Here is a 25,937-nt window from a genome sequence, read left to right as displayed (position 1 = left end):
ATATTTAAAGGAGTTCATAATGAGTATTTTAAATCTTGAAAATTTAACACATAGTAATGGGGAAAAATTATTATATAAGAATGCAGATTTAAAAATTAATAAGGGCGAGCATATTGCTTTAATTGGCCCAAACGGCGCTGGTAAAACAACATTACTAAATATTATTGCCCATAAGATTACACCCGACCACGGGATTATTAACCTGCACCCCCGGTTAAAAATTGGTTATTTAGACCAGCACCAAGCTGTTGATTTAACTTTAACTATTGACCAGTATTTAAAAGAGACTTATCAAGAGTTGTATAACATTAAAAATAAAATTACAAAACTATATGAAGAAATGGCGAATAATTATCAGGAAGCAGATTTAGTGAAAGCTTTAAAGTTACAAGAATACTTAGACAAAATTGATTTTGAAACAATTAATAAAAAAGTTTGTAGTTTAGTTGATGGTCTTGGTATTGACCCTACTTTATTAGACCACCCGTTAGGTTCTTTATCAGGGGGTCAACGGGGGAAAGTTTTCTTAGTAAAATTATTACTGCAAGAAGATGACTTTTTATTGTTAGATGAACCAACTAACTTTTTAGACTTAACTCAAGTTGAATGATTAGCAAAGTTTTTACAAAATTATAGTAGTGCTTTTTTACTCGTATCCCATGATCGTGATTTTATTAATAAAACTTGTAAAATTATTTATGCCATTGAAAACTACACTTTAAATCATTATGTTGGTAACTTTTCCAAGTATCAAGAACAAAGCCAATTACGAATTGAACAATATGAAAAAGAACGTAAAGGGCAAAAAAAGGTAATTAAGAAGCTAGAAACTTTTATTGCCAAGAATGCGGCTCGGGTTTTTACCGCCCGAATGGCCCGATCTCGCAAAAAACAATTGGATAAGATGGAAATCTTAGAAAAACAAGAGAAATTAACAAAACCAAAATTTAATTTTAAATATAAACGTCCGGCCACAGCAGTTATTATTAAAGCAACTAATTTAACAATTGGTTTTCAATTGCCCTTAATTAAAAATTTAACTTTTGAAATTCGTGAGGGTGAAAAATGTATTATCAAAGGGCGGAACCGAATTGGGAAAACTACTTTTTTAAATACAATTACCCACCAGATTCCACCGTTAGCTGGCGAAGTTACATTAGGAGCAAATGTCGAGGTGGTTTATTTTAAACAAACTGAAAAAATTAGTGACTTAACCCCGATTGAATATTTAAAGAAGATTAATCCCAACTTAGATGATAAAATTATTTGGATAACTTTGGCAAACTTTGGATTAAAAACTACGCTAATGCATAATAAAATGATAAAACTATCAGGGGTGAACAAACAAAAACTCGCCTTGCCGAATTATCATTAACCCTTTGTAGTTTATTAATTTTTGATGAGCCAATTAATCACATTGATATTTTAGCCAAGGAAGCTTTGTTAGAAGCAATTGAAGTCTTCAAAGGAACCGTTCTGATTACTACCCATGATATTAACTTCAGCACTAATTGAACAAATAAAATTCTTGACTTTGAAGAGTTACAATAATAATGGCACCGCAAAATTTTTATTTCTATGTTTTATTATGTGCTGATAATACTTTATATGCTGGTTATACTGTTGATTTACAAGCTCGTGTTGATAAACACAACGCTGGGTTAGGAGCAAAATATACCAAAATTAACACGCGCCGTCCCGTTCAGTTAATTCATGCTGAACAATATGCAACCAAATCATTAGCAATGCAACAAGAATATGCCTTTAAACAATTAACTCGCCGGGAAAAGAATCAGTATTTACAAACTCATCCCAGTATTTTAAAAGATAACATTTAAAAAGATCAATTCGATTTTGAATTGATCTTTTTAATTCATTTGATAAACATCTAACAAATGGCTAGTATAGAACTCATTTAATTCTTCTCAATTTAATTCCTTTAGATTATCAGGAGTTAATAACCACTGACTAAATCCTTCGGTAAATAATTCTTCATTCCCACCATCTTGGTTACCACCCCAACCATAACCAGATTGAATAAATACCAGGCTGCCAATTTTTGTTGGAATGGATAATAATCACCAATTCCTACTTTGGTACCAAGATATTCAACAAGGGCATCACCCGGACGGAATTTATAAAATAGTATTGGATTTCTATCACTAGGATTTTAATAAACAATATCTTCTAGGTGGGGAACTGTTTGGGGATCAATAATATTCGGATCAAAATTATTAATATAATAACGCGAAGGGGGTGCTAGACCGGCATACTAATGGTATGACCCATTTCATGAACTAGGGGTACCAGCAATTGATTAATTACTTTAATAACCAATTTCATATTGTTGCTGGGCTAGTTTTAAACTAGCACTTTGGTAACCCCACTAACATCATTCCTTGAATCCCCCCATTTGTCATAATGCAAACCCGGTTTCTGCCACAACATTGGAATTACTAATTGTCGTTCCACTCATTAATTCATACAATAATTTATTAATAACAAACATTTTGAGCGTATACCTTAGTAATAATATTAAAAAAGGTTAAGATTGATTTGGGCACTAAACTCTTCCTTTTCCTGACTAGTTAGTTTTAAATCCCGCTAAGTTTGTCGCATTGTCAATTAATTCTTGAAATTCTAATGAATAAGGGAAGGGGCGTTTAATGGATAAATAGCATTTGCTAAAGTTGTAATATCCGCGTAAAAACTAGTTGTTGTCAGTTCATGAAAATGATTAATACTTACCGGACTACTGGTTTGGTAAAGCATGTTACTTTCACAAGCATTTACAAATTGTTGATCTTCGGTTGTTAATCGCGATAAACTAATTTTTTGTTGCTGGCAAATATAAAAACCATCCTTGGGATTTGTTAATTGTCATCATAATTTATCTCGCCCCGAGCGATCATCAATAATTTTTGTTGGCTGATAATTTTTGTAAAGTAAACACGTACTGTACTGGCTCCCGGATGGGGTTTTATCCTACCAATGGAACAACAAATGACAAGACACCAAGGTAGTTGGCAGGTGGAGCACTATTGTTAATGAAGTTAAAAAAGTTAATAACTTTTTCATTGTGATACAGGTTCCTTTCTGGATGTAATAGCTATTCTACTAGGAAATAATAATTGCCTTAGTTGTGATGGAATAATAATAATAAAAGTCTTTTTCCCAAAAATTTTGTTTTTCTTTTTTAACTTTTTTGAATGTATGCTAAAATTATTATAAATAAGATAATTATTGATAAGAATTATTGGGAATAATAATGTTAATTTAGAAAATAACTGAGGGCCGACAATGAATGATGAGCAAAAACGATAGATAATAAAGATAAAAAAAATAAAAGCCGCTATAAAAAGTACTTAGTATTAAAAGAGTTTCATAAAAAAACAAAGGCCTTCCAATTATATATTAATGAAAAGAAATTATTCTTTAAGAGCCATTATCAATCAATTTTGGTACGCTTTTTATTTTACTTATTAGGAGTTTATATTTTTGGATTAGCAAATGCATTATACATGGATTTAAACTTAGGGGTTGTTAATGAAGACTTGCTAGTTTTTTCATTAGCCGCTAATATTTGAGTAAAAGGGGGGAGTAATATTGCTGAATATTATTCAATTTCCCTATTAATTATTTATTCTTGTTTTTGACTAGTGGTTGTTCTCTTTAAAACAATTAAGATTTTTCAATTTAAGAAGCAAAAAATTTTAACTTTAAATATTATTTTTGATGAAATTATTAAGATTATCTTAGATTTAATTCCCGTTTTCTTATGACCATTAGCAGTGGAACTTAATATTTGAATTGTTAATCCCGATTGAAATATTAAACCAATTGATCCAACTAATATGACAGGAAACGAGGCCATTTGAAATGAATGAGTGCGTAGTTGAATTTTATGAGCTAGTTATCTAAACTTTTGTTTAGGGTTAGGAATTATTGTGGCGACAAAAATGATGCCCGGACCTTATAACGGGTTATCATCTGAATTATCACAAATTACCCAGTTACCTTATCCTGCGTGTCGGATTATTGTCGATAGTATGTTAATTGTTTTGGGAGTCGGGTTATTATTTCTGGGCAATTATCCCTTACAAGATCGTTTGAACCATTTATACTCTTGAATTAGTTATGCTACCATGCTGATGGCGTTTTTCTCGGGACCAGTTATTGCCTTAATTTTAACCTTCTTTAATAATTACATTCGCTTAGAATTATTAGATATTGATAAAAAATTATACCAAAAATTGCGCCGAGAAGTTTTACATGAATTTAAAATGATGAATGCTAATAATAACAAAAAACAAAAAATTAAATGACGAATTTTACAAGATGAAATCTTTGACAAATATAATGCTTTAATTAAAGATAACTTTCTGTCGGAAAATCGTGATGCCAAAATTATTGATCTACCAATTAAATAACTCATTTTTGATTGGTGAAAAGCACTTAATAGTTTATAATTAGGAGAGATTTAATAATTACAATTGGTATTAATTACAAAGAAAGGAAAATGATATGATTAATGTAAATGACTTTAAACCAGGGGTTACTTTCCAATATGAAGGTAATATTTATGTTGTAATTGAAGCTCAACATTCAAAATCAGGGCGGGGACAAGCCCATGTTAAAACAAAGGCCAAGAATTTACGCACCGGGGCCACTACTTCAATTACTTTTACGGGCGGCAATAAGGTTGAAAAAGCAATGATTGATAAAGTGGACATGCAATACCTATATGATGATGGAATTAACCTAGTGTTTATGGACAGTCAAACTTATGACCAAGTTGAAATTCCTAGTAAACGCTTAAGTTGAGAAAAAAACTTTTTCAAAGAAGGAGTAACCGCTAGTGTTACTAAATATGAAGGGGAAGTCTTAGGAGTTATTCTTCCTGATAAAATTGATTTACAAGTTATTGAAGCAGAAGCTGCCGTGAAGGGTGATACTTCTTCGGGAGCAATGAAAAAAGCAATTGTGGAAACTGGGTGAGAAGTGCAAGTTCCCTTGTTTATTAAAGAAGGGGAAATCATTAGTATTAACACCAGTGATGGTAAATATGTGGGACGCGCATAATTAAGGAGTTTGAAATGATGGATAATAATACTTTATTATTAATTGATAAGAATTATCGTGGTAATTTAAATGTTAGTTTATTAGTGATTCGAAAAATTGTTTCGTACGCTTTACGGGACATGACTGAACAGTTCTTTGCCGATCAAATTAAGTGTAGAATTTATGAAGATAACTTCTTACACATTTTTGTGAGCGGGAAGGTTTTACAAGCAGAAAACTTACCAGTCTTAGCCCAGGAATTATACGATGCTATTAAAAAAGAATTAGATTATACTTTAAAAATTAAACCAAAAAATATTAACATTAATTTTCATCATTAAGATACCACTCAGAATGGGGTGGTTTTTTATTTTTTGTATACAAAAAATAATTAGTGTATAATAAGCTTATTAACATAAAAACAAACGAAAAAACTACGATGTTAAGGAATGAAACGACGATGTTATGGACCACTATTTTTACGTCTTTTAATGGCTTAATTTTATCTTGGATATTTATTGTAACAGTCTTTTTTGTGTTGACTGAACAATTTTTTCGTGCTTTTAGATTATTTTTACACCGGTTATTGGCCAAAATGCCCAATTTATCAAAACAAAAAAAGTTTTTTGGTAGTATTATTTTTCAGAACATCTGTGGGGTGTGTTATTTAATTGGTTCTTTAATTTTCATCTTTTATTTATATTTACTGTTAGAACATAATGCTTTAATTAAATTACTAATCATTCATTTCTTAGTTAATATGTATTGAAATTTAAAAGACCTTGGGATTTTCAATAGTAGTTTTTATACTGTTTTAATAATTGGAGCGGTTGAATTAATGTTATTATTGGCTATTCAGTTATTTAATTTTATGTATTTTCTTATTTTAAACCTATGAAAATTTTTACTAGATAAACTAATTTTTGTTAACAACTATTTAAGAATTAAGTGAGAACACCACCAATCATTTTTTAACGTCTATGCCAATTTAAAAAGCCAAAAAAGTAAAAATATTGCAACCGCAACTGATTATTGAAAACAAATCTTAATTAATTAAATAATAAAAAATTACGAGAAGAAGCTATTTTGAAATCACAACAACGTAATATTTTCAAAAATTGAATCAGTAAAAACCTGAACAAAGAATAAATGAAAAAACTATTGAACTTAAAATATGTTATTGTTTTAAAAGGAGCGCTGAGGAAGATGATTAATAATCAACCAATTATTAAACTTCTTTGTTCAAATTGTAAAAAAAGATATTATCGCTTTATTAAGCAAATTAAAAATAATGATCTTTATTGAAATAACAAAGAGGATTTAATTTTTTTAAAAGTTGAGTGAGATTATACCAAACAACGAATTACTGATTTGGATTTATTACTATATTTTGAATGTAATGGGGGAAATGCGGGTTTATTTCAAAAGTCACAGTTAGAAAATAATCCATATATGAAAAAGATATCATGAACAGAAGGTTTAGTTGTCTTGCCAATTAGTATTTTAAGAACTTTTTTAACAAAAAACTCACGCAAAAAATTTAGTTGTCAGGGCAAACCAGCGAGCACCACCAGCAATCTTAACAAAATTGTTAGCATTAATTTTCCCGAACAAGTCCCCCATGAACATATTTTTACAAGGCCAGGTGATAAACTGGCAAAAGTAAGATTATTGGCAACTAATAGTTTTAATAACCGTTCGGAAAAATATTATTTAATTTTAATTTTTATCTTAATTTTAACAATTTGTTATGATTATTCTCTCTTGATCGTTTAACAAGCATCTATTTTTTAGGAAAACATCCGAGAAATAAAAATCTATAATTATTTTTAAAAAAATTGTTAATTTTATTTGCATTATCTTTATTTTTCGTTATCATAAAAAGCATATTATTTTGAAAAAAAATAGTATAATTTTTCTTAATAGTAATGTTATTTATAATATTTTTATATTAAGAATGTTGGTGTAAGCGAGAATAATACAAATGAAAAGGAGTAAAAAAGTTTTTTATGGCTAAACAAAAAAAGAAACTAAGAAATTTAGTTTAGTTGATTTTGTCTGACTATGGGATGGTCATGGCCGTTACTTTAAAATTAGCGGCAATAAAAAAAGTTAAAATGCAAGTTTGAAAATGAGTGGCGTTCCCAATTAATATTGTAATCTTAGCATTTGCCTTTGTATGGCACTACTATTCATTAATTAATGGGGTGGGTACTGCCAAGGATGATAAATTTGAAAGCCATTTAATTGGAGCGGTGATTGAGTTAGCCTTTGTTGGAAGTTCAGCTGTTTTTGGAACATTATGGTATTTTACATACTATCGTAACAAATACTTGAAAAGAATGCAAACTCGGCCTGAGTTACAAGTAAAACTGGATGATGAATTTGAATGTTGTTGATGATTGAAAATATACTTCGAAAGAAATCCACAATGAATTACGAAGCTATCTAGTTCGCAATCAAGCTTTGCATGCGGGGTAAGATAACCCTAACCGTCAGGACGCGCTGCATATGCTAGAGGAATTAAATATTATCTTTGATCGTTATAGTGAATTAGAAGCAGCCGAAGATTCCGAAATCTATGAAAATTAGTAAAAACTTTAACATAAATAATAAATATTATAGTATTATTTATGTTTTTTTATTTTTGGCTAAGACTATTTTCCGTTCCTTTAAGGAAGTGCAATTTAGTCCAATTCTTAATTTTATAAAAATTACCCTAATTTGCAAAAATTATTCCTAAATTTTTTAAAACTTTTTGGGCATTAACCTAGACAAACTTTTTAGAAGTGATATATTAAATATTGTGTACTAAATAATTTAATTTAAGATAGGAAGAAAATTATGAAAGGATATCTAGATACTGTTCAGGCCGAGTTTAGAGAACGTGTTTTTAGTAGCAGAAAAAGGGTCATTAAGTTTGTGGCAATTTGTTTTGTTCCTTTTCTGTATGCTTTTATTTGTATTTGAGCATTCTGAAACCCGATTCCCCAAATTGGTTCCGCACCAATGGCAATTATTAACAACGATAAACCAGTGGTGTTAATTGTCGGAAAATCAGTTGATGGTAATTTAGCGTTGGGAGCTGGAGAATACTATACTGATGTTGGGGGCGCGGAAGTACCAATTACGATCAACACGGACTGAAATAGTATTCCCAATGGTACTAAAATAACAACAACTAGTGGAACTGTGATTGAAAAAGCAGCAACCACAATTCATAGTAAAGCGGGCGTTGTTGAAGATTTAGTGTCATCCTGAGAAAAAAATAAAGTACCAAATATTTCTTATAACAAAGATCAGGATAAATTTAAGGTCAAAGTTAATGACAACATGGAATTAACTAATTTGAAATATTTAAGTGGTGAAGCAGCCGCTAATATTGCTAGTCAAAATAGCGATGGGTCATGAAATGTAAAAGACCAAGATAGATACTGAGTACAGTTACAAATTCCAGAAAACTTAACTGATGATTTAATTGGCTATATTGATTCCACTCTACGCGAAATTGCTGGAAAATCAACCCCGGATCAAAAAAGTCCCACTGATTTTATTAATGATTTAAAACACAGTGGTATTAACTTTTGATCAACTTATAAACATAACTTTTTATTTGGACAATTTATGTATATTTTTAATGAATTTAAAAGTAGTTTACTAGTTGATTTAGGTCCCGAAATCTTACAAACAACAATTCAGTTATTATTAGAAAAAGAATTAAATAATGTTAAAGCTAACATGTTATTTAAAGCACCAGCCACAGTTAATGAACAATTAACAGTGGCCGACCATGGTTCACCAACTGCCAAAACCGTTGATTTTAACATTATTAAAGACCAGGAATATGTTATTCGTAACCAGGAAATGCTAGCGGCGATTATAGCGAAGTATCCAAGTTGAACTTTACCAAGTTTAACTTTAGAAGGAACTGCGGGGACAGATATTACGCAAGACTGACAAACAGATGGTTTTTTAAGTCAAATCGCTAATTTATGAAATACATTAATGAGTGGTGAGACAGGTAATTTATTAGCAACCGCACTGGCACCCAAACTTTCGGAAAAACTAACTGCGGCTTTGCCCTTTCCAAAAGGTTTAGGAAGTTTAGCGATTGATGCTGATGGGGTAAAAAAACTATTGGGATCAGCGGGAAATATTGCGGGATTATTAGAACAAGAAGGAGCTATTATTCCAAATACTGCTTATAATTTTCCAATTACTGGGAAAGGAGCAACGAGTGTTCTGATTAAAAATTATAAAGATTTAATTACTCTTGGTACCCAATTTGGAACCTTTAGCAAAATTGGCTTAGTGAGTTTACTAGGGGATGGTAATCCAAGTAACACTCCGAAAAATGCTTATGTTTTGCCTTTTGGTGATCTTAATAACCCAGCCAAAGGAACTATTGTTGGTAATTTCCAAACAAATATTGATGTGTTATCACAATTAATTTTAGGTGGTAGTGTCAACGGGGACAATAGTGTGGCTAGCCAAGCGGGTGATTTCTTATCAATGTTAGGTGGGGGAATTAATTCCTTATTATTCCCTGATTTAGGGGGAATTATGCAAACCAATATTGTGGGAAGCAACTTTAACCCTTATGGAATTGGGTTAGGACAATTTTTCTTATGTATTGGATTATGAGTGGGAACGCTAATGCAAACATTTGTTTTTGACCGTGCTAAAAGAGTTAAAACTGCCGGACCATTTGCGTGATATTTAGGTAAAACAACCTTAATGTTAGTAACGTCTTGAATTCAATGTACAATCTTAATGTTAACAGTCTATGGTTTAGGATGATCAATGATTGGTCCAACCTTTGGATTAGTTTATTTATGAATGATGTTTACCGTCACCGTCTTTGTCATTATTGAACAGGCCTTATGGTTTAGTTTACGCGACGAAACGATCGGGAAGTTCTTATGTGTTATCTTGTTGATTATTAACTTATCATCAGGATGGGGAACATTCCCAACCTTTATGCAAGCTGGGTTCTTTGATGTAATAAGTTACTTAGCACCATATACTTATTCAATTCATGCCCAGGGGGCCATCATTTACAGTATTGGAATTGTTGGTTCAAACTGAACGGATGCTTCATATGTCCTTCAACAATTTGCAATTTTACTAGTTTGAATTGTTGGCTTCTTAGCGATTGGGTTAGGGGTTTCCATTCAACGCAACCGGGAAATGTTCTACGGAACCCACAATAGTAAAAAAATAGCAACAATTTTAGTGGAAGAACATTTAGAACAATATGTTAATCCAAAAACAAACCGGGCAATGTGATCAAAATTACCATTCATGGAAATGGATAAAATTCGCGAAAAAGTTAATGAGCGCTATCCTGAAGAAGGACAATTTAAGTGATACCAAGCTTGAAATGCAAAACATCATTCCGAACATCCTTCAAAATCTTCGGCTAGTGATGAAGAAATTATACGTCGTAATGATTAACCCTAAAAAAGTTTAACCTTTCGGTCTAAACTTTTTTTATTCTATGTTAAAATAAAAAAGGTTTTATCTTATTAATTTAAAAATGTAAAGGAGGAAGATGGTTTGGAATACAGGGTAAAAAAACATGTTGTTAAACTAGTGTCGATTGCTGGGGGAACCGCTAGTGGAAAGACAACAGTGGCAACCAAAATTGCCCATATTTTAAAAGGACAAAAAATTGTTTATTTAACAATGGATAATTATTATAAAGACTGACCAGACTTAACTTTTGAACAACGAAAGTTAATTAATTATGATCACCCAGATTCAATTGACATTGAATTACTTGTTGACCACATTAATAAACTAAAAAATAATGAACCAATTGACCGCCCCATTTATGATTTTACTTTACACCAACGAACAGTCGAAACTGTTCATATTGAAGAAGCAGATGTTATTATGTTAGATGGTATTTTAGCCTTAGCAATTGAACAAATTCGCCAGTTAGCAAATATTAAAATTTTTATTAAAACCGAAGATGATATTCGTTTTATTCGCCGGTTAATGCGCGATATTAATGAACGGGGTCGCAGTATTGACAGTGTTATTAACCAGTATTTAACCACGGTGAAACCAATGCATGAGTATTTTGTTGAACCAAGTATTAAGTATGCCGATATTATTGTGCCATATTATGAAGCAAATGAAATTGCGATTGACATGATTGCGACAAAAATTAAGTCATTATTGAAAAAGAAAGCAATTTTTTAGGGAAAATAACTAAAATTAACGGAAAAATAAGACATTATTTAAGATTAATGTTATAATATTAGTCATTGAAAATAATAAAGGAGTGAACATTCAGATGAGTATTAATGAAGAAATTTTATTAACTAAAGAAGGGATGGAAGAATTAAAAGCGGAGTTAAATAATTTAATTAATGTGGTTCGCCCCGCGGTAATTGAAGAATTAAAAGAAGCCCGCGCCCAGGGAGACCTTTCGGAAAATGCTGATTACGATGCTGCTCGTAACCGCCAAGCAGAAGTGGAAGGTCGGATTAAAGAAATCGAAGCTTTTTTAACAAAAGCGAAAGAAATTAAAGAAGTTAAGTCAAAAACCGGGGTCATAAAATTAGGAAGCAAAGTTAGTTTTACTAATTTAGCTATTAACAAGGACTTTGAGATTAAAATTGTCGGGGCGGTGGAAGCAAACCCCTTTGAAAATACGGTTTCTAATGAATCACCAATTGCCAAAGCAATTATTGGTAAAAAATTCGGTGATACTGTTGAAATTAAAGGAATTCAAAATCCTTATAAAATAAGTATTAATAATGTCGAATAATTATTTTAACTAATAATTATTTTTTTATTTTAACAAGGAAAACCCCTTGGGATCTGTTAAATAATAAGTAGAAAGGAAGGGCAATTAAGATGCAAAAATTATCAATAGTCGCAACCCAAAACATTAAACGAGGCTTTTTTTGAATGTTAATTCCTTTAATATTGTCTTGTATTGGCACATTAGCCCAAGTAGGGGTCCAAATTAGTAGTACTGTTATTCAACAAAAACAACAAAAATTATTGCAACAGCACCAAACTGCTCAGTTACAACAGCAAGCAAAGGTAAATCACGAGTTACAAATGATTAATAATTTTTTATTAACTTAAACCTTAATTTTAATGGGTTTTTAAGAACAATAAAATTATCAATTCATCACCATATTTATTTCCATAAAAATTTAAAAAACATAAAGTAATTAATTATTGTAAAAAATAATTTAATCATAATTAATTCTGTTTTTCAAGAAGAAAACTTTGTTTTTTGTTTTTTTATTAAAGATATTGCTAAAAAAGTCATTTTAAGATAAAATATATCTAGTTGTATTTCGCAGAGGTGAAAAACCTTGTGTAAGGCACAACATAGGAAATTAGTTATAAGGGAAATTGAGGTGAAGATATGATTGGAGTTATTTCAACTGCGTATTTCACGATGAAAGACAAACACAGCATTAAGACTATTAAAAAGTATTGGTGAAAAAACTGTGTTATCCAACATCTAAAATACCATGGGAAAACTTTTATTATTGCAACTGTAGGTTATGGAAAAGCTAATGCAGCGATGGCAATAACTTACTTATTAGAAAAATACCCAGGATTACAAACAATTATCAATATTGACTTAGCGTTATCAACAAATGATAAACATGATACTGCTGATACAACAATTTCAACAAAATTTATTTATCGTGATGCTGATTTAACAGTATTTAAAGACATTAAATATGGGCAAATTGTTAATGAACCAGAATCATTCCAATTTGATGGTGAATTTGCCAAAGTTATTAAAGACTTTAAATTAGGATTAACTGAAGGGGTTACTGGAACAGCTGATATGTTGATCTATAACTCAAAACAATTTAAAGAAATGGTTGACAAATATGGTCACACAATTGATGTTATTGATACTGAAGCAGGGGCCATCGCCCAAGTTGCGAAAAAATCAAGTATTAATTACTTAGCATTAAAAATTATTTATAACAATGCATTATCACCATGAGATAATGACCCATTACATAAATTTAAAATGTATGAAACAGTTAATACTTTAAAATACTTATTAAGAAGATTATTTAACTTATTAAGTTCACGTTACATTATTGATTTATCACAATCATCAGCAGATGATTTAGATTCAATTAATGAATTATTTGAAATTAAACATGATGATTGAATTAAATTATTCAAACCAAATACTCATAAAGTATTATCAGGATTTGGACCATCATTAATGTTAGTTGATAAACAAGAAAAATCACCAGTTGCGTTAGACATTATTCAAGTTATGAAGAATAAAGTTAAAGACAACGAAGGACCAAGTAAAGTTATTTTAGGAGAAGATGAATGAAAAAATGCTCCTAAAAAATGATTACGTAAATTATTATTCTTAGAACAAGTTCGTGTTAATGATGATGAACTATTATGAAATAAATCAGCTAAATATGATTTAAACACTGAAAAATTATATAAAGTGGAGACCGTGGCTAACGAAATTGCTGCCGCAATTGCTGAAAAAGCCCAAGATAAATCATCATACACATATAACGGAGCAACTGTTCCCCAAAAATACTTATTAGTTAACTGCGATGCTAGAATTTCATTCTACATTACTCATAACCAATCACATGAGTTTGTTGAAGACAAACACTTTGGTAGTCAATTAGTAAGTAACGAATTTGTTAAATACTTAAACGAAGCATTAAAAGATGTTGATTCACCATACCAACAAGTTGTAATTTACATGACAGTACCAGCATTGGATTACCGTAAAATTCCAATCTTTATTCCTTCAGCAAAAGGCGTAAGTCGTGGAATTAAATTTGGAAACATAAACCAAAAATTACAAAGAGATTACACTGTGGTTGATATTACAAGAAATGACTATGACCCAATCAAAGTTGGTTCATTTAAAGTAACTATTCGTTTAAAAAGTGAATAATTAATTTTTAAAAACAATCGATAAGATTGTTTTTTTTATTTTAAAAAGGTGTTATAATTATCAACGTATAAAATTTAAAAATTCCGCTCGATAATTGGATAATAAAATTTAGAAGGTAAGGAAATGAACAATAAATCTAAGATAATAGAAATAACGCGAAAAACTAGAAATCGTGAGCGGATTACAAAAAAAGAGTTTAACCTCCGTTTTAAAGAATATTTTAAGTCGCGACGATTTCGAGACTATACTTATATTGTATTAGCTGCTTTATTGGGAGTTATTGCTTATGACTATTTTATTGCTTCCACAACTAGTAATGGGATTACGCCCAGTGGGGTCGCCGCCATCGCCCGGAGGATGGCGGTTAATATTTGAAGTGAACCAGAACAATTAACAATGCAAACTGGAATGTACTGGGTATTTTATTTTTGTATTAATTTTCCCTTATTTGTGTTTGGAGTTATTAAAATTGGTTGGCGGTTTTCCATCCGCACCATTGTCTATATTATTTTACAAAATGGTTTTCACTTTGCCTTTGCTTACATTCCATTTATTAATCCAAGTAGTTTTCACTTTATTGTTGATTATGCTAATTTAGACTTGTACCAAAATTCCGGAGGAATGTATCAAATTTGATTATTTGTTTTTGCCGGCGCTGCGGGACTATTAAATGGGGTTGCCTATGGTTTATTATATAAAGGAGGCAGCTCATCAGCGGGAACAGACTTTGTTTTAGCATATTATTCAGTTAAACATAAAAAATCAATTGCCAATTATAATCGAATTATTAATTATTTTATTGTAATTATTATGGTTTTAATACACACATTATTAATGAGCCGCCAAACGTTAACCGAAGTTTACTTTGGTACAAATTGGCGAAACCATGTAAACGAAATTTGAGCCAATGGAAATGGTCTGAACCCAAGTAATTTTGATGTAATTAATGGCTTTTATGGTAATGCCTTAATTACTTATAAAATTAAATACTTCTTTGGACCCGTTCTTTTTGCGTCATATTTATTTGTGATTGTCCAGTCAATTGTAACGGATTTAATCTTCCCAAAATTTAAATACCGTAGTTTAATGATTGTAACTTCAAAAGGGGATGCTATTGTCGCCGGACTCCAATTTATTAAATATTCAAATGATATCATGCGCATTCCGGTTCGGGATAATATTGCTGGACAATATGTTAATAACGAAGTTTTAATTTGTTCAACATCCTTATTAGAATATAAATATGTGAAGGCCGCGATTATGGTTTCGGACCCCGATGCCAAAATCTTGTCCCATAAACTCGACAAGTTAATTGGTAATTTCTCAATTTCAAAATACTAAAAAACTGGTTAACCACCAGTTTTTTCATTTATTAAGTTAAACCACACCAACGCTTTTTGCAAAGTGACATAATCTTTTTGAATGGCAGTAATAATCTGTTCAATCATCATTCGTTTATTTAAACTAAATTCTAAATTAATAAAGCTATCATAGTTATCATTTCATCCGTTGGTACTGATTGTTGCTAAATTAATTGATAAGATGTTATTTTCAATTTTAAGATTAGGAATTAATTTTGTTTTAATCATATTGGCAATTACTTTTTCTTTAAATTCCTCAGTAATGTGTGGGTTTTGATGATCATAAATAAAGAAGTTATCAAAAGTTAAGTTATTTTTTTGTGGTTTAATTTTGCGGGTAATTTCTAATGTTTGGTTTCAGAACTGTTCACTTTTAATTGTTAAATATAAATAGCGATAATAATTAATACTATACGGTTGGGGTGCTAAACTTGGCTCCAAGTTATCAACCACAGTATTAGTTGCTTCACTAATTGAACCAATATTAAAATGGCACTGTTGATAAACTCCATCTAAAATAAGGTCATTAATTAAAAAATTATCATTGGGATGTAAATTAAGCGGTGTAATGGTTCATTGGTAACTTAAATCATTTAATTTTAAGTTATTATCTTGCTCTTGATAGACTTGATCATAAATATTAATAATCATCCGGTGGTCAAAATTATCCTTAATTTTTTCTTTTAAACAATTTTGCCCGTGGCGTATTATAATTAAACCAATTAGCAACCCTACAAATAACCCACTAAATACAATTGCTAAGGATAAAAATAAGTTCTGGTTTGTTTTAAAATGCGAATCAAAACATTGAATATAAGAAAAAATCGCAATAAAAAGACTAATGCTAATTAGACAAATAAAAACTAAGTTAATTCATTGCCAAGCCAAGAATTTTTCGTGTTTTTTCGTTACAATATTATCATAAATTTTACTTACTGTTTTTTCAATTTCATCAATTTCGGGAGGTTCAATCATCAGATTTTCCTTTCTTAAATATCAATATTTTAATTATATATGATATTATATTATAAGTTAAGCAAGTTAAAAAATAAGGAGTAAAAAAATGAAAGATTATAATTTAATTATTGGTAGTCATGTTAGTATGAATAAACAAGATAATTATTTATTAGGAGCTTTAAATGAAACTCTTAATAATGGGGCAAACGCCCTAATGATTTATACGGGTCCCCCACAAAACACGATTCGGGTTGATGTTAAAAATTTTTTTATCCCTGAATTTCATCAACAATTAGCAGATAATAATTTAAGTATTGATAATGTTATTATTCATGCGCCCTATATTATTAATTTAGCAAATAGTTTTAAAAAAGAAACTTTTGACATTGCGGTTGAATTTTTAAAAAAAGAAATTTCCCGGGCTGATAAAATTGGAATTAAAACAATAGTTTTACATCCCGGTAGTGCAGTGGGAGCCGAAGAACAAGTCGGGTTAGATCTGATTGTTGAAGGTTTAAATTTAGTCCTAACCGCTGAGCAAAAAGCACTCGTTGCTTTAGAAACTATGGCGGGTAAGGGGAGCGAATTAGGGGTTAATTTTACCCAATTAAAATATATTATTGATAATGTTAAGTTAAACGATAAATTAGGGGTGTGTTGGGACACTTGTCATTTACATGATAGTGGTTACCAGCTAGGAGAGCATTTAGATGCTATCATTGAGGAATTTGACCAGATGATTGGTCTTGATCGACTTTTATGTTTACATATTAATGATAGTAAAAACCCCTTAAATGCTCATAAAGATCGTCATGAAAATATTGGTTATGGTTATTTAGGATTTGATAATTTACTTAAAATTATTTATCATCCCCGACTAAATAATATGGTTAAAATTTTAGAAACACCTTATGTTAAAGACCAGGAAGGCAAAATGTATTCCCCATACCAAGAAGAAATTACCATGATTAAAAATAAAAAATTTACTGATCCCTTTCAAAAATATGGGAAAACACCAATAGAAAAGAGATAACACAAATGTCGTCAAAGAAAATTTTAGATAATTTATATTTAGGTGATTGCCATAATATTCCTCCTGATGCTAATTTAGTATTTTCTTGTGCCTAAGAAATTTTTCGTGAGCAAGTTATTATGCATAAAATCCCCAAAACCGAAGATAAATATGCTTGGACTGATGATAAACATGTTTGTTTTAATTTTAAAGATTATCCAATTTAACAAGAATTAGACCCCAATACCATTATCCAAGCATTAAAAATCATTGATAATAATATCAAAATGAAAAATATTTATGTTCATTGTGTTTGGGGAGTAAATCGCAGTGCTTCGATTGTTTTTATGTATTTAGTCGCCAAGGGGATATATTAATGATGAATACTTTGATAATGCGTTTGAACAATTTGAACGGATTCATCCTTATATTAATCCAAACCCGCGATAATTTGATTTCTTAGTTAATGAATTTCCATATAACCATTTAATTTCTAATTAAAAAAATAACTTATTAAATAAGTTATTTTTTAGCGACTATCTTTACAGCATGCGCATTCTTTATTAACACAATTAATGCAAGATATACATACCAAACATGAACGACAACCAACTTTTGGTTTACTACAAGTACGACAAGTACTACATTCATGATTTTTAGCTGGACAACACACGGCCATATAATATCCTCCCAATTTATTTTAAATTTATTTGAAATTAAATAAATTTATAGATAAATTATAACATAAGTATCGGGAAATCTGGCTTTCCTCTGATGGTTAATATTTAATAGGAAATGTTTTAATTACCAGCATTTTATTTATTAATATTTTTACTAGCTTTTCAATTTTGATAATATTCATCAATTAATAGTTTTAATTCACTAACTAATTGGTCTTGGGGACATGATTTAAAAATTTTGCCTTTTTTAAAAATAATGCCACCATTTTTACCACCAGCAATCCCAATATCAGCTTGTTTTGCTTCGCCCGGACCATTAACAACACAACCTAAGATCGCAATTTTTAAAGGAAAATTCATTTCTTTGACATACTTTTCAACTTTGTGGACAACATCAAATAAATCAAATTCTAAACGACCGCAAGTTGGACAAGCAACAACATCGACAATGTTATCATACAGACCTAATGAATTTAATAGCCGTTTTGCAACTTCAATTTCATTAATGGGATCTGAAGATAAACTAATTCGAATAGTATCACCAATCCCGTTTAATAACAGAGGACTTAACCCAGCGCTTGATTTAATTGTTCCATTTTGATAACTACCAGCTTCAGTAATCCCTAAATGCAAAGGGTAATTTCACTCTTGACTAGCTAGGGTATAAGCTTCAATTGCCATTAATGGTTCGGTTGCTTTTAAAGATAAAATAATATCATAAAATCCTTCATTTTCTAAGATTTCAATATGGCGGCGTGCACTTTCAATCATTGCTTTGGGAGTTCAACCATATTTTTCAACTAAATCTAATGGTAAACTTCCAGAATTAACCCCAATTCGAATGGGAATTTTCTTTTCTTTACATTTTTCCACAACTTTACGAGTATTTTCAATTTTTCCAATATTTCCGGGATTAATTCGAATCTTACTAATTCCCGCATCGGCAGCAATTAGGGCAAATTCATGGTTAAAATGAATATCAGCTACTAATGGGCAGGGGGATTTTGCTACTAATTCTTTTAAAGCGTAGGCATCATCAATACCTAGAACCGCAACCCGCACAATTTCACAACCTTTATTATATAAAGCATTAATTTGTTGTAATGTCGCGGCAATATCATGGGTTTTCGTATTTGTCATTGATTGAATAACTACTTTATTTTGACCCCCAATTTGAATGTTACCTATATAAATTTTTCGTGTTTGTTCTCTTTTTGTCATTTTATCCCTCTATTTATGATAACTAAAGATAATCAGTAGAAAAAAAGGAAATAAGATGCGGTAGGGGACTTGGAGAACTCGGTAGGGGAGTTTAAAACCCTTTATTTTACTGCATTTTCTGGTTATTTTTAGTTATTTATATATCTTCTTGAATTATATTTTTATAATACACCCATCATACTTTGAAAATGATAAATAGTCAATCTTATTAGGATAAACTATTTCAAATATTTTTTTATGTTTAAAAAAATAAAGATAATTTAGCAGGGGGATTTGAGCTTATCAACAGTTATAAACCCTTTATTTATAAGGGTTTATAATAATAATTTCATCTTTGTTTCAATTTTGTTCCATTTTTGTTCCAAATTCATTCTAAAAATTAAAAAAATATCAAAAAGTTTGCTAACTTTTGTTGAAATTTATTTATACCCATATATAATAAAAAGTGTCTAGAGAAGTATAAGATTTGTTCTTTTAATTAATAATAATTTAAAGCACAAGTTTAGCCCTATCAGAATATGACCATACTTTGTATTATATTTTCTTATACTTCATGGATACCCTATAAAAACAACCTCACCCGGGTTGTTTTTTATTTTGGCTTAAAAAAATCTCTAATGTTAGAGATTTAACGTAACCGGAAGAACTTAATGCCTAAGAAAATTAGTAATCCGCTAACAGCCAGCGAAACAATAATTCCAATTCAAATATTGGGGAAACCAACATTAATTAAATGACCAGTACTACTAATAACTTTCATCCCATTAATATCTCCCCCCCAAGCTAATTGTAGAATACTTACCGGGTATTTAAATGGGATAGCGAGGGTTAAATAGAACAACCAGGGTGCTTTATTATAAATAATATCTAAGGGGATGGTAACTCCTCCTAAATAGAGTGGAATTATGAACATTGAAAACATAATAATTAACGAAACCGAGTTACTTTTAAAAATACCTCCGGCACAAAAGCCAATAGCAATCCCCATTGTTGTTGTTAAGAAAATTCCTAAGATGAAAATTCCTCAGTTAATAGTTTTGACGAGCATTCGTTGTTGAGGAAAGATCATTGCTCATAAGAACATTCAAATTGTGATTAATAACACAATAAATAGAAAGAATAAACAAATGTTTGCAATTATTCAATAAATATTCATGGTGGTTGCTTTTAACCGGTAAATAAATTCAATTTTGCGGTATTGAATTAAAAAATTTGGTAAGACAATAACAGTTGCCAGGATAATTCCGACCGAAATATAAGTTGGTAAGGTAATGGGAAAATCAGCATTTAGGGAACAAGCGACAATTACAATTAACAAGGGATAACCAAATAAGACTGATAGGTAGAAAACATTACTTTTATGGAAGAAATGGTGTAATAAAATCCGAAAAAGTCTCATCTTTTATAAATTTCCCTTAAAGTAATTATCTAAGAAAGTTTCAACCGAACCATATTTGGCGACAATATTTTCTACTGTATCATCAATGAGAATTTTTCCCTCATGAATTAGTCAAATGCGGTTACATAAATCTTGAATAATATTTACCAGGTGGGTAATAAATATTGCGGAACGGGTATTATCATTAAATAGAACTTCTGAAATAATTTTCCACACTACATATTGTCATTGTAAATCAACATCGGTTAGGGAGCGGTCAAAAATAATTAAACTAGGATTATGAATAATTGAAATCACCATGTTAAATAATTGTTTATATTCAGGAGTTAATTGGGTAATATATTTTTTATAATGAGTTTGAAGTTTAAAATGGGCGATTAAAAGTTTAATTCAAGTTTCATCTAAATCTTTATAAATTCAGCTGTATAAATTAATAGCATCACACACTCGCACACCAGGAGGTCAATCAAGACCATTTAATAACATTCCAATGTGCCTTTTGGGATTATTAAAACGATAAATAATTTTTCCACTAGTTGGTTCGATTAATTGCCCAATAATTTCCGATAATAATGATTTTCCACTACCATTTGCCCCAACAAGTGCAATTCGATCACCAGGATAAATTGTGGCGTTAATATCTTCTAAGATGGTTTTTTTATTAAAACTTTTTTTAATATGTCTAATTTCAACAACCGCATCAGTTAATATTTCGCAGTTTCTCTTTTTTCAATTTTTCATTTACTTGGTTCCTTCCTTATTTTTGATAATATTTAAAAGTTTGTCAAAAGCCAATGCCACTTAGAATGATAATAATAATAGAAACTAAAATTGCAATTCACATTGTGGGTAAGCCCACTGTATAATTAACTGTTGTGTTAGTAATGTGATCAAAATAGGGAATTGTCATATTATGGACATTACCACTTCAGCCAACTTGAATAATAGAAACACTATAATCAAATGGGATAAATAAAGTAATAATATTAATTGCCGGAGCATATTTATTAATTAAGTTATAACCATACACAATTCCTAATAAATAGGTTGATAAGAAATATAAGTATAAACCAATTATCCTCGAAATACCATTACTTCGTGCCAGCCCGCCAATTAATAATCCTAATAATAAAGACATTATTAATAATAAAATAAAGCCTAATATTGTATAACCTCAATTAACATTTGCAAAAATATTGGCGTTTGGTTGTATAATAACAGATAATAATAAAATTCATAAGGCAATAAAAACTGATAAAGCCCCGTTAAAAATAATAATCACCGTAAAAAATTTAAATTTTAAACGAGGTTTGGCAAACGGGGTTGTTGCTAAACGGGAGAAAAATCCTGATAAGCGTAATTGCGTTAAGGAAACTGCTAAGTTAGTGGTCGCATTCCGAATAATAACTAAGGCCATAAATGAGGGGATTGTAACAATATTTGTAAATCGAAAACCAATTAGGGTGATGGCAAATAAAGTTGGGCCGATAAAACCGAGGTAAAATCCAAAAATACTATGAAAATAATTAAAAAATAAAATTCGATACAAATATTTCACAAATCTTCAACTCCTTGTTTACATTTTACACTAGAAAAGAAGGGTTTTAAAAATATTCTCAAAAATAACCAGCTTTTCTTAACAAAAATTTTAATAAAATTAATAGCTAAAATGGTTGTTAAAAAACTTAAAACTTAAAAATTTTTGTTAAAATTTTATTATGAAATATTAATTTTAATATTTCATAACTCAAATTTAAAATAAAACCTAAAAATAACTACAAACTAATTTAAAAAAACTAATTAAGGAGAAAAAAAATAAATATGAAGAAATTATTTATAATGTTTTATGCAGCAACATTATATTTTGGCGTTGCCGGAAATCTAGTTGCTTGTCATCCCGAAACTTCTCATGTGTCACCACCTCCTAGTGATGATACAAGTACCATTGGGATGGATATTGATACTTCCCACGCAATTGATGATTCGAACTACTCGGGTAAATTTACTAACTTTTATATTTTAGGAGATAGTTTATCTGATTCAGGGGGAATTGCCCAGGTAGCGAGCAAGATTTTAGGTCGTCGCAGTCCCGTTGAAATGGATCCACCCTTTGCCAATGATTCTTTTACAAATGGTAAGGTTGCTGGCAAAGTATTAAGTGAAAAGCTAGGAATTAATTTAGAAACTGGTTGAAACTTTAGTAATTATAATTTCCAAGGAAATAATTATGCAATTGCTGGCGCAACCAGCGGAGAAGTAACTGATCCGATTCAAAGTATAATTTTAAATAATTTTAAAATTTATAATCAAACAACAGCATTAATTAAACAGCATCAAATTAAACCAACTGATTTGACTTTTTTAGAAATTGGCGGTAATGATGTAATGCAAATTTTAAAAGAAAGTGCTAACCCTCAGGAAAATCAACACGATAAACAAGAACAAATGATTGACTTGGCCATTAAAAATGAGCGACAAGCCTTGTTTGCCTTAGCTAACCATCAAGAACATCATATTGTGGTTATGAATGTTCCTGATATTGGTAAAATTCCTGCTTTTAATAAAGATAGTCAAAAAAGCGCGTTGGCAACTCAAATTACAAAAGAATATAATCAAAAGCTTTCGACAGTAATTGCTGAAGTTAATGCTCATCATCCAAATACAGTTAAGGAATATGATCTATTTACTGAATTTGATAAATTACTAACCACATTTGGGAAGTTAGATCCAAAAAATAATACCACTGACCAGTGTGTAACAATTAATTTTAGTGATATTGTAACGGGTAAATTAACACCAACTTATGTTTCAGGATGTGATGATAGTAATATTAATAATCATTTTTTCTTTGATGATGTCCATCCAACCGCGTGAGCACATCAACAAGTGGGCGAACAATTATACCAATTAGTAGCTAACTGAAATTAACAAAATTATTTTTGAAAGGCATTTCAACAGGGATGCTTTTCTTTTTATTAAATTTTAAGATATAATATTGAAAATAGGAAAGGGGTTAACAAGTGTCAAATAAGATCTTTCGAAAACAAAAAAACCGTAACTTATTGTTAAATTATTTTAAACCATCAATTTATGTGAAAGATGTTAATAAAATTAATTTAGAATCTTTAAAAAAACATGGGATTAAAGTCTTTATTTGTGATTTAGATAATACCTTAGCCCCTTTTTACCGCCGCATCCCGAATGCGGATAATTTCCAATTAATTCGGAAAGTAGAAGAATTAGGAATGAAGTTTGTTTTATTATCGAATAATGCTCGTAAACGTGTGGAACGATTTGCTCAAAAAGCAGAGATTAAGTATTTTTATTGGAATGCTAAAAAACCATTACTAAAATATTTTAAAGTGATTAGTAAACAATTTAATGTGCAACCAAATGAAATGATTATGGTCGGTGACCAGTTAATTACTGATATTTTATTTGCTAACCGCGCTCACATTGAAAGTATCTTAGTAGTCCCAGTAACTGGTGTTGATGAATCAAGTCGTTTAATCCGAATGTTAGATAATTTAGTTTATAAACGCTTAGAACAAAAGAATATTTTACATAAAGGTTTTTTTGATGAAGGAGAATATGGAGTAGATTATGACATCTTATAATAATAAAAAATGTATTGGTTGTGGTGTGGTTCTCCAAACAAGTGAAGAGAATCACGCCGGGTTTGCAAAAAATATTGAGCAGGATTATTGTTTGCGTTGCTTTCGGTTAATAAATTATAATGAAATTATTGATTATGATGTTGATCCCCACCAATTTTTAGTCCAACTTAAAAATAATATTAACTTACATCATCATTACTTTTATGTATTAGATATTTATGACTTACCCGGAACCCGAAACTTCACTTTAGAAGAAATTATCCAACATAATGAAATTACATTAATTATTAATAAAGTTGATCTAGTTAATAAATTAATTAATGAACAAAAAATAATTAGTTATGTTAAAAGTATTTTCTCCTCTGCAATAATTAACCGCAACATCAAAAAAATTATCTTGATGAGTGCTTTAAAAAATTATCATGTTGACGAATTATACCAATATATTACTCATCAAACTAAAGATCTCTATGTTGTTGGTTGTTCAAACACTGGTAAAAGTAGTATCTTAAATTGTTTAATTAAATTAGTTAATAGGAATAATAAACCAATTGTGGTTTCTAACCATTTTGGAACTACCTTAGATAACATTTCCTTAAATTTTAATTTACCAGTTAAAATTTATGATACACCCGGGGTCATTAACACAACTAATTTATTAAATTATGTTAATAAAAATAATTATAAAAAATTATTAGTTAACAAAATTTTGCGACCAATAACTTTTCAACTAAATGCTGAACAAACAATTTTTTATGAAGGACTAGCGAGTTTTACATATTTAGCGGGATTTAAAACTAGTTTCCATTTTTATAAAAACAATAACATTATCTTACATCGGACAAAATATCAAAACCAAGAACAGTACTGGAAAAATAATTTGAATAAGCTAAGTTTACAATTAAATCATTATGATGACATGCAAATAACTGAAATTACAATTTCTCAAGCAGATAATTATTCCTTATGAATTTCAGGATTAGGGTGAATTACTTTTCAAGGTATTGTTGGTCAAAAATTATTAATTACCACAAATAAAAATATTAAAATTACTTTGGCAAAAAGATTTATTTAATTGGTAATTAATTTTATAATACTTATTGAGAGTTAAAAAGGGGGAGTAATAATGAGTCTAATTACCAAGTATCCTTATATTATTACTGATTTAGACAGAACAATTACCCGCAAAGATTTTACGATTAGTGATAAAACTTATGAAGCATTACGAATATATCAACTAGCTAGTGATTATAAATTAATTTTAGCATCGGGACAATTAGATTTAATAATTAAAGAGTATGCTGATAAATTACAAATTAAAATTCCAATTATTTCTTGCAACATGATTTATGGTCCTGAAAAGACCGATCGGATTCAAATGGTTCTTAATTATAACAAGACAGCATCCAAACCAGAATACCAAATTGAAGTGGACACTACTAGTGATTTTGCTGAACAAGTTCGGCAAAATAAAATTTAACTGTTAAAATTTTATGTGATATTAAGGCATATGATCCAAACCAATTTATTTCATATGGTGATGATAACCATAATGTTATTAAACTAGCGCAAAGTGTTGGTTAACCAGTGGCGATGGGAAATGCTGTTAGTGAATTAAAATAAATTGTCAAGGAACAAAAATGAGATTGAAATTAAAAAAACCAAAATCAATAGCACCAGGAAAAATTAACAAA

25 protein-coding genes and 1 pseudogene are annotated in these 25,937 nt (G+C 30.0%); 19 read left to right on the top strand and 7 right to left on the bottom strand.

Features of this window, described 5'->3' with window-relative positions; genetic code table 4:
- Positions 1-19 precede the first annotated feature (19 nt).
- Positions 20-1,551: pseudogene (locus tag P344_RS03065) on the top strand (ABC-F family ATP-binding cassette domain-containing protein).
- Positions 1,552-1,553: 2 nt separating this feature from the next.
- Positions 1,554-1,838 (top strand): GIY-YIG nuclease family protein, encoded by a 285-nt coding sequence (locus P344_RS03060; RefSeq protein WP_025317435.1) that lies wholly within the window; start codon positions 1,554-1,556, stop codon positions 1,836-1,838.
- Positions 1,839-2,386: 548 nt separating this feature from the next.
- Here P344_RS03060 and P344_RS07880 read toward each other — a convergent pair.
- Together P344_RS07880 and P344_RS07875 are read right to left on the bottom strand one after the other, a co-directional pair.
- Complete coding sequence (locus tag P344_RS07880) at positions 2,387-2,509, bottom strand: hypothetical protein (protein WP_269078577.1); 123 nt, start codon at positions 2,507-2,509, stop codon at positions 2,387-2,389.
- A 131-nt stretch (positions 2,510-2,640) separates the two neighbouring features.
- Positions 2,641-2,772: a hypothetical protein gene (locus P344_RS07875; protein ID WP_269078576.1), complete on the bottom strand. Its 132-nt coding sequence runs from the start codon at positions 2,770-2,772 to the stop codon at positions 2,641-2,643.
- Between the two features lie 749 nt (positions 2,773-3,521).
- Between P344_RS07875 and P344_RS03055 the strand changes: the two genes are divergently transcribed.
- The 12 genes from P344_RS03055 (at position 3,522) to P344_RS03000 (ending at position 15,337) form a co-directional block, all read left to right on the top strand.
- Positions 3,522-4,430 (top strand): SPE_1075/MLC_0560 family membrane protein, encoded by a 909-nt coding sequence (locus tag P344_RS03055; protein WP_236681343.1) that lies wholly within the window; start codon positions 3,522-3,524, stop codon positions 4,428-4,430.
- A gap of 94 nt (positions 4,431-4,524) precedes the next feature.
- On the top strand, positions 4,525-5,082 hold the full coding sequence (gene efp, locus P344_RS03050) for an elongation factor P (protein WP_025317433.1): 558 nt from the start codon (positions 4,525-4,527) through the stop codon (positions 5,080-5,082).
- A gap of 14 nt (positions 5,083-5,096) precedes the next feature.
- Positions 5,097-5,402, top strand: coding sequence for an MMB_0454 family protein (locus tag P344_RS03045; protein ID WP_236681342.1), 306 nt, complete (start codon positions 5,097-5,099; stop codon positions 5,400-5,402).
- A gap of 119 nt (positions 5,403-5,521) precedes the next feature.
- A complete protein-coding gene (locus tag P344_RS03040) occupies positions 5,522-6,118 on the top strand; it encodes a hypothetical protein (RefSeq protein ID WP_025317431.1) in 597 nt (198 codons plus the stop codon).
- Between the two features lie 149 nt (positions 6,119-6,267).
- Positions 6,268-6,837, top strand: coding sequence for a hypothetical protein (locus P344_RS03035; protein ID WP_025317430.1), 570 nt, complete (start codon positions 6,268-6,270; stop codon positions 6,835-6,837).
- Positions 6,838-7,136: 299 nt separating this feature from the next.
- Complete coding sequence (locus P344_RS03030; protein WP_025317429.1) at positions 7,137-7,547, top strand: hypothetical protein; 411 nt, start codon at positions 7,137-7,139, stop codon at positions 7,545-7,547.
- 358 nt (positions 7,548-7,905) lie between these two features.
- Positions 7,906-10,518: a hypothetical protein gene (locus P344_RS03025; RefSeq protein WP_025317428.1), complete on the top strand. Its 2,613-nt coding sequence runs from the start codon at positions 7,906-7,908 to the stop codon at positions 10,516-10,518.
- A 102-nt stretch (positions 10,519-10,620) separates the two neighbouring features.
- Positions 10,621-11,271, top strand: a complete 651-nt coding sequence (udk, locus tag P344_RS03020) for a uridine kinase (RefSeq protein WP_025317427.1) — start codon at positions 10,621-10,623, stop codon at positions 11,269-11,271.
- 100 nt (positions 11,272-11,371) lie between these two features.
- Positions 11,372-11,842: a transcription elongation factor GreA gene (greA, locus tag P344_RS03015; protein ID WP_025317426.1), complete on the top strand. Its 471-nt coding sequence runs from the start codon at positions 11,372-11,374 to the stop codon at positions 11,840-11,842.
- Positions 11,843-11,931: 89 nt separating this feature from the next.
- On the top strand, positions 11,932-12,168 hold the full coding sequence (locus tag P344_RS03010) for a hypothetical protein (RefSeq protein WP_025317425.1): 237 nt from the start codon (positions 11,932-11,934) through the stop codon (positions 12,166-12,168).
- Positions 12,169-12,457: 289 nt separating this feature from the next.
- Complete coding sequence (gene fib / locus P344_RS03005) at positions 12,458-13,996, top strand: cytoskeletal motor fibril protein Fib (RefSeq protein WP_025317424.1); 1,539 nt, start codon at positions 12,458-12,460, stop codon at positions 13,994-13,996.
- A gap of 123 nt (positions 13,997-14,119) precedes the next feature.
- Positions 14,120-15,337, top strand: a complete 1,218-nt coding sequence (locus P344_RS03000) for a YitT family protein (protein WP_025317423.1) — start codon at positions 14,120-14,122, stop codon at positions 15,335-15,337.
- Between the two features lie 8 nt (positions 15,338-15,345).
- Here the strand turns inward: P344_RS03000 and P344_RS02995 are convergent, their stop codons facing one another.
- Positions 15,346-16,332 (bottom strand): hypothetical protein, encoded by a 987-nt coding sequence (locus tag P344_RS02995; protein ID WP_025317422.1) that lies wholly within the window; start codon positions 16,330-16,332, stop codon positions 15,346-15,348.
- Between the two features lie 88 nt (positions 16,333-16,420).
- On the opposite strand from P344_RS02995, the gene P344_RS02990 reads away from it, so the two are divergent.
- Entirely contained in the window at positions 16,421-17,347 is a 927-nt protein-coding gene (locus P344_RS02990; RefSeq protein WP_025317421.1) for a deoxyribonuclease IV, read from the top strand.
- A gap of 794 nt (positions 17,348-18,141) precedes the next feature.
- On the opposite strand, the gene ispG is transcribed toward P344_RS02990, so the two are convergent.
- The 4 genes from ispG to P344_RS02970 form a co-directional block, all read right to left on the bottom strand.
- Positions 18,142-19,227, bottom strand: a complete 1,086-nt coding sequence (ispG, locus tag P344_RS02985; protein ID WP_025317420.1) for a flavodoxin-dependent (E)-4-hydroxy-3-methylbut-2-enyl-diphosphate synthase — start codon at positions 19,225-19,227, stop codon at positions 18,142-18,144.
- Between the two features lie 628 nt (positions 19,228-19,855).
- Positions 19,856-20,626 (bottom strand): ABC transporter permease, encoded by a 771-nt coding sequence (locus tag P344_RS02980; protein ID WP_025317419.1) that lies wholly within the window; start codon positions 20,624-20,626, stop codon positions 19,856-19,858.
- 3 nt (positions 20,627-20,629) lie between these two features.
- Positions 20,630-21,367: an ATP-binding cassette domain-containing protein gene (locus tag P344_RS02975; RefSeq protein ID WP_025317418.1), complete on the bottom strand. Its 738-nt coding sequence runs from the start codon at positions 21,365-21,367 to the stop codon at positions 20,630-20,632.
- A gap of 16 nt (positions 21,368-21,383) precedes the next feature.
- The gene (locus P344_RS02970) at positions 21,384-22,184 is read right to left on the bottom strand and encodes a hypothetical protein (RefSeq protein WP_025317417.1); all 801 of its coding nucleotides are present in this window, start codon (positions 22,182-22,184) and stop codon (positions 21,384-21,386) included.
- A gap of 263 nt (positions 22,185-22,447) precedes the next feature.
- On the opposite strand from P344_RS02970, the gene P344_RS02965 reads away from it, so the two are divergent.
- From P344_RS02965 to P344_RS02950, 4 genes are all read left to right on the top strand, one after another.
- Entirely contained in the window at positions 22,448-23,554 is a 1,107-nt protein-coding gene (locus tag P344_RS02965; protein ID WP_081717387.1) for an SGNH/GDSL hydrolase family protein, read from the top strand.
- A gap of 92 nt (positions 23,555-23,646) precedes the next feature.
- Positions 23,647-24,243 carry a YqeG family HAD IIIA-type phosphatase gene (locus tag P344_RS02960; RefSeq protein ID WP_025317415.1) on the top strand — a complete coding sequence of 199 codons (597 nt, stop codon included), beginning with the start codon at positions 23,647-23,649 and terminating at the stop codon, positions 24,241-24,243.
- On the top strand, positions 24,230-25,318 hold the full coding sequence (gene yqeH / locus P344_RS02955; RefSeq protein WP_025317414.1) for a ribosome biogenesis GTPase YqeH: 1,089 nt from the start codon (positions 24,230-24,232) through the stop codon (positions 25,316-25,318). Before P344_RS02960 ends, yqeH begins: the two co-directional genes overlap by 14 nt.
- A gap of 51 nt (positions 25,319-25,369) precedes the next feature.
- On the top strand, positions 25,370-25,723 hold the full coding sequence (locus P344_RS02950) for an HAD family hydrolase (protein WP_025317413.1): 354 nt from the start codon (positions 25,370-25,372) through the stop codon (positions 25,721-25,723).
- The last annotated feature ends 214 nt before the right edge of the window (positions 25,724-25,937 follow it).

The organism is Spiroplasma mirum ATCC 29335 (assembly GCF_000565195.1).
Taxonomy (GTDB): Bacteria; Bacillota_I; Bacilli_A; order Mycoplasmatales; family Mycoplasmataceae; genus Spiroplasma; species Spiroplasma mirum.
The sequence above is the reverse complement of the archived record's forward strand: the minus strand, read 5'-3'. Positions and strand labels throughout refer to the sequence as shown.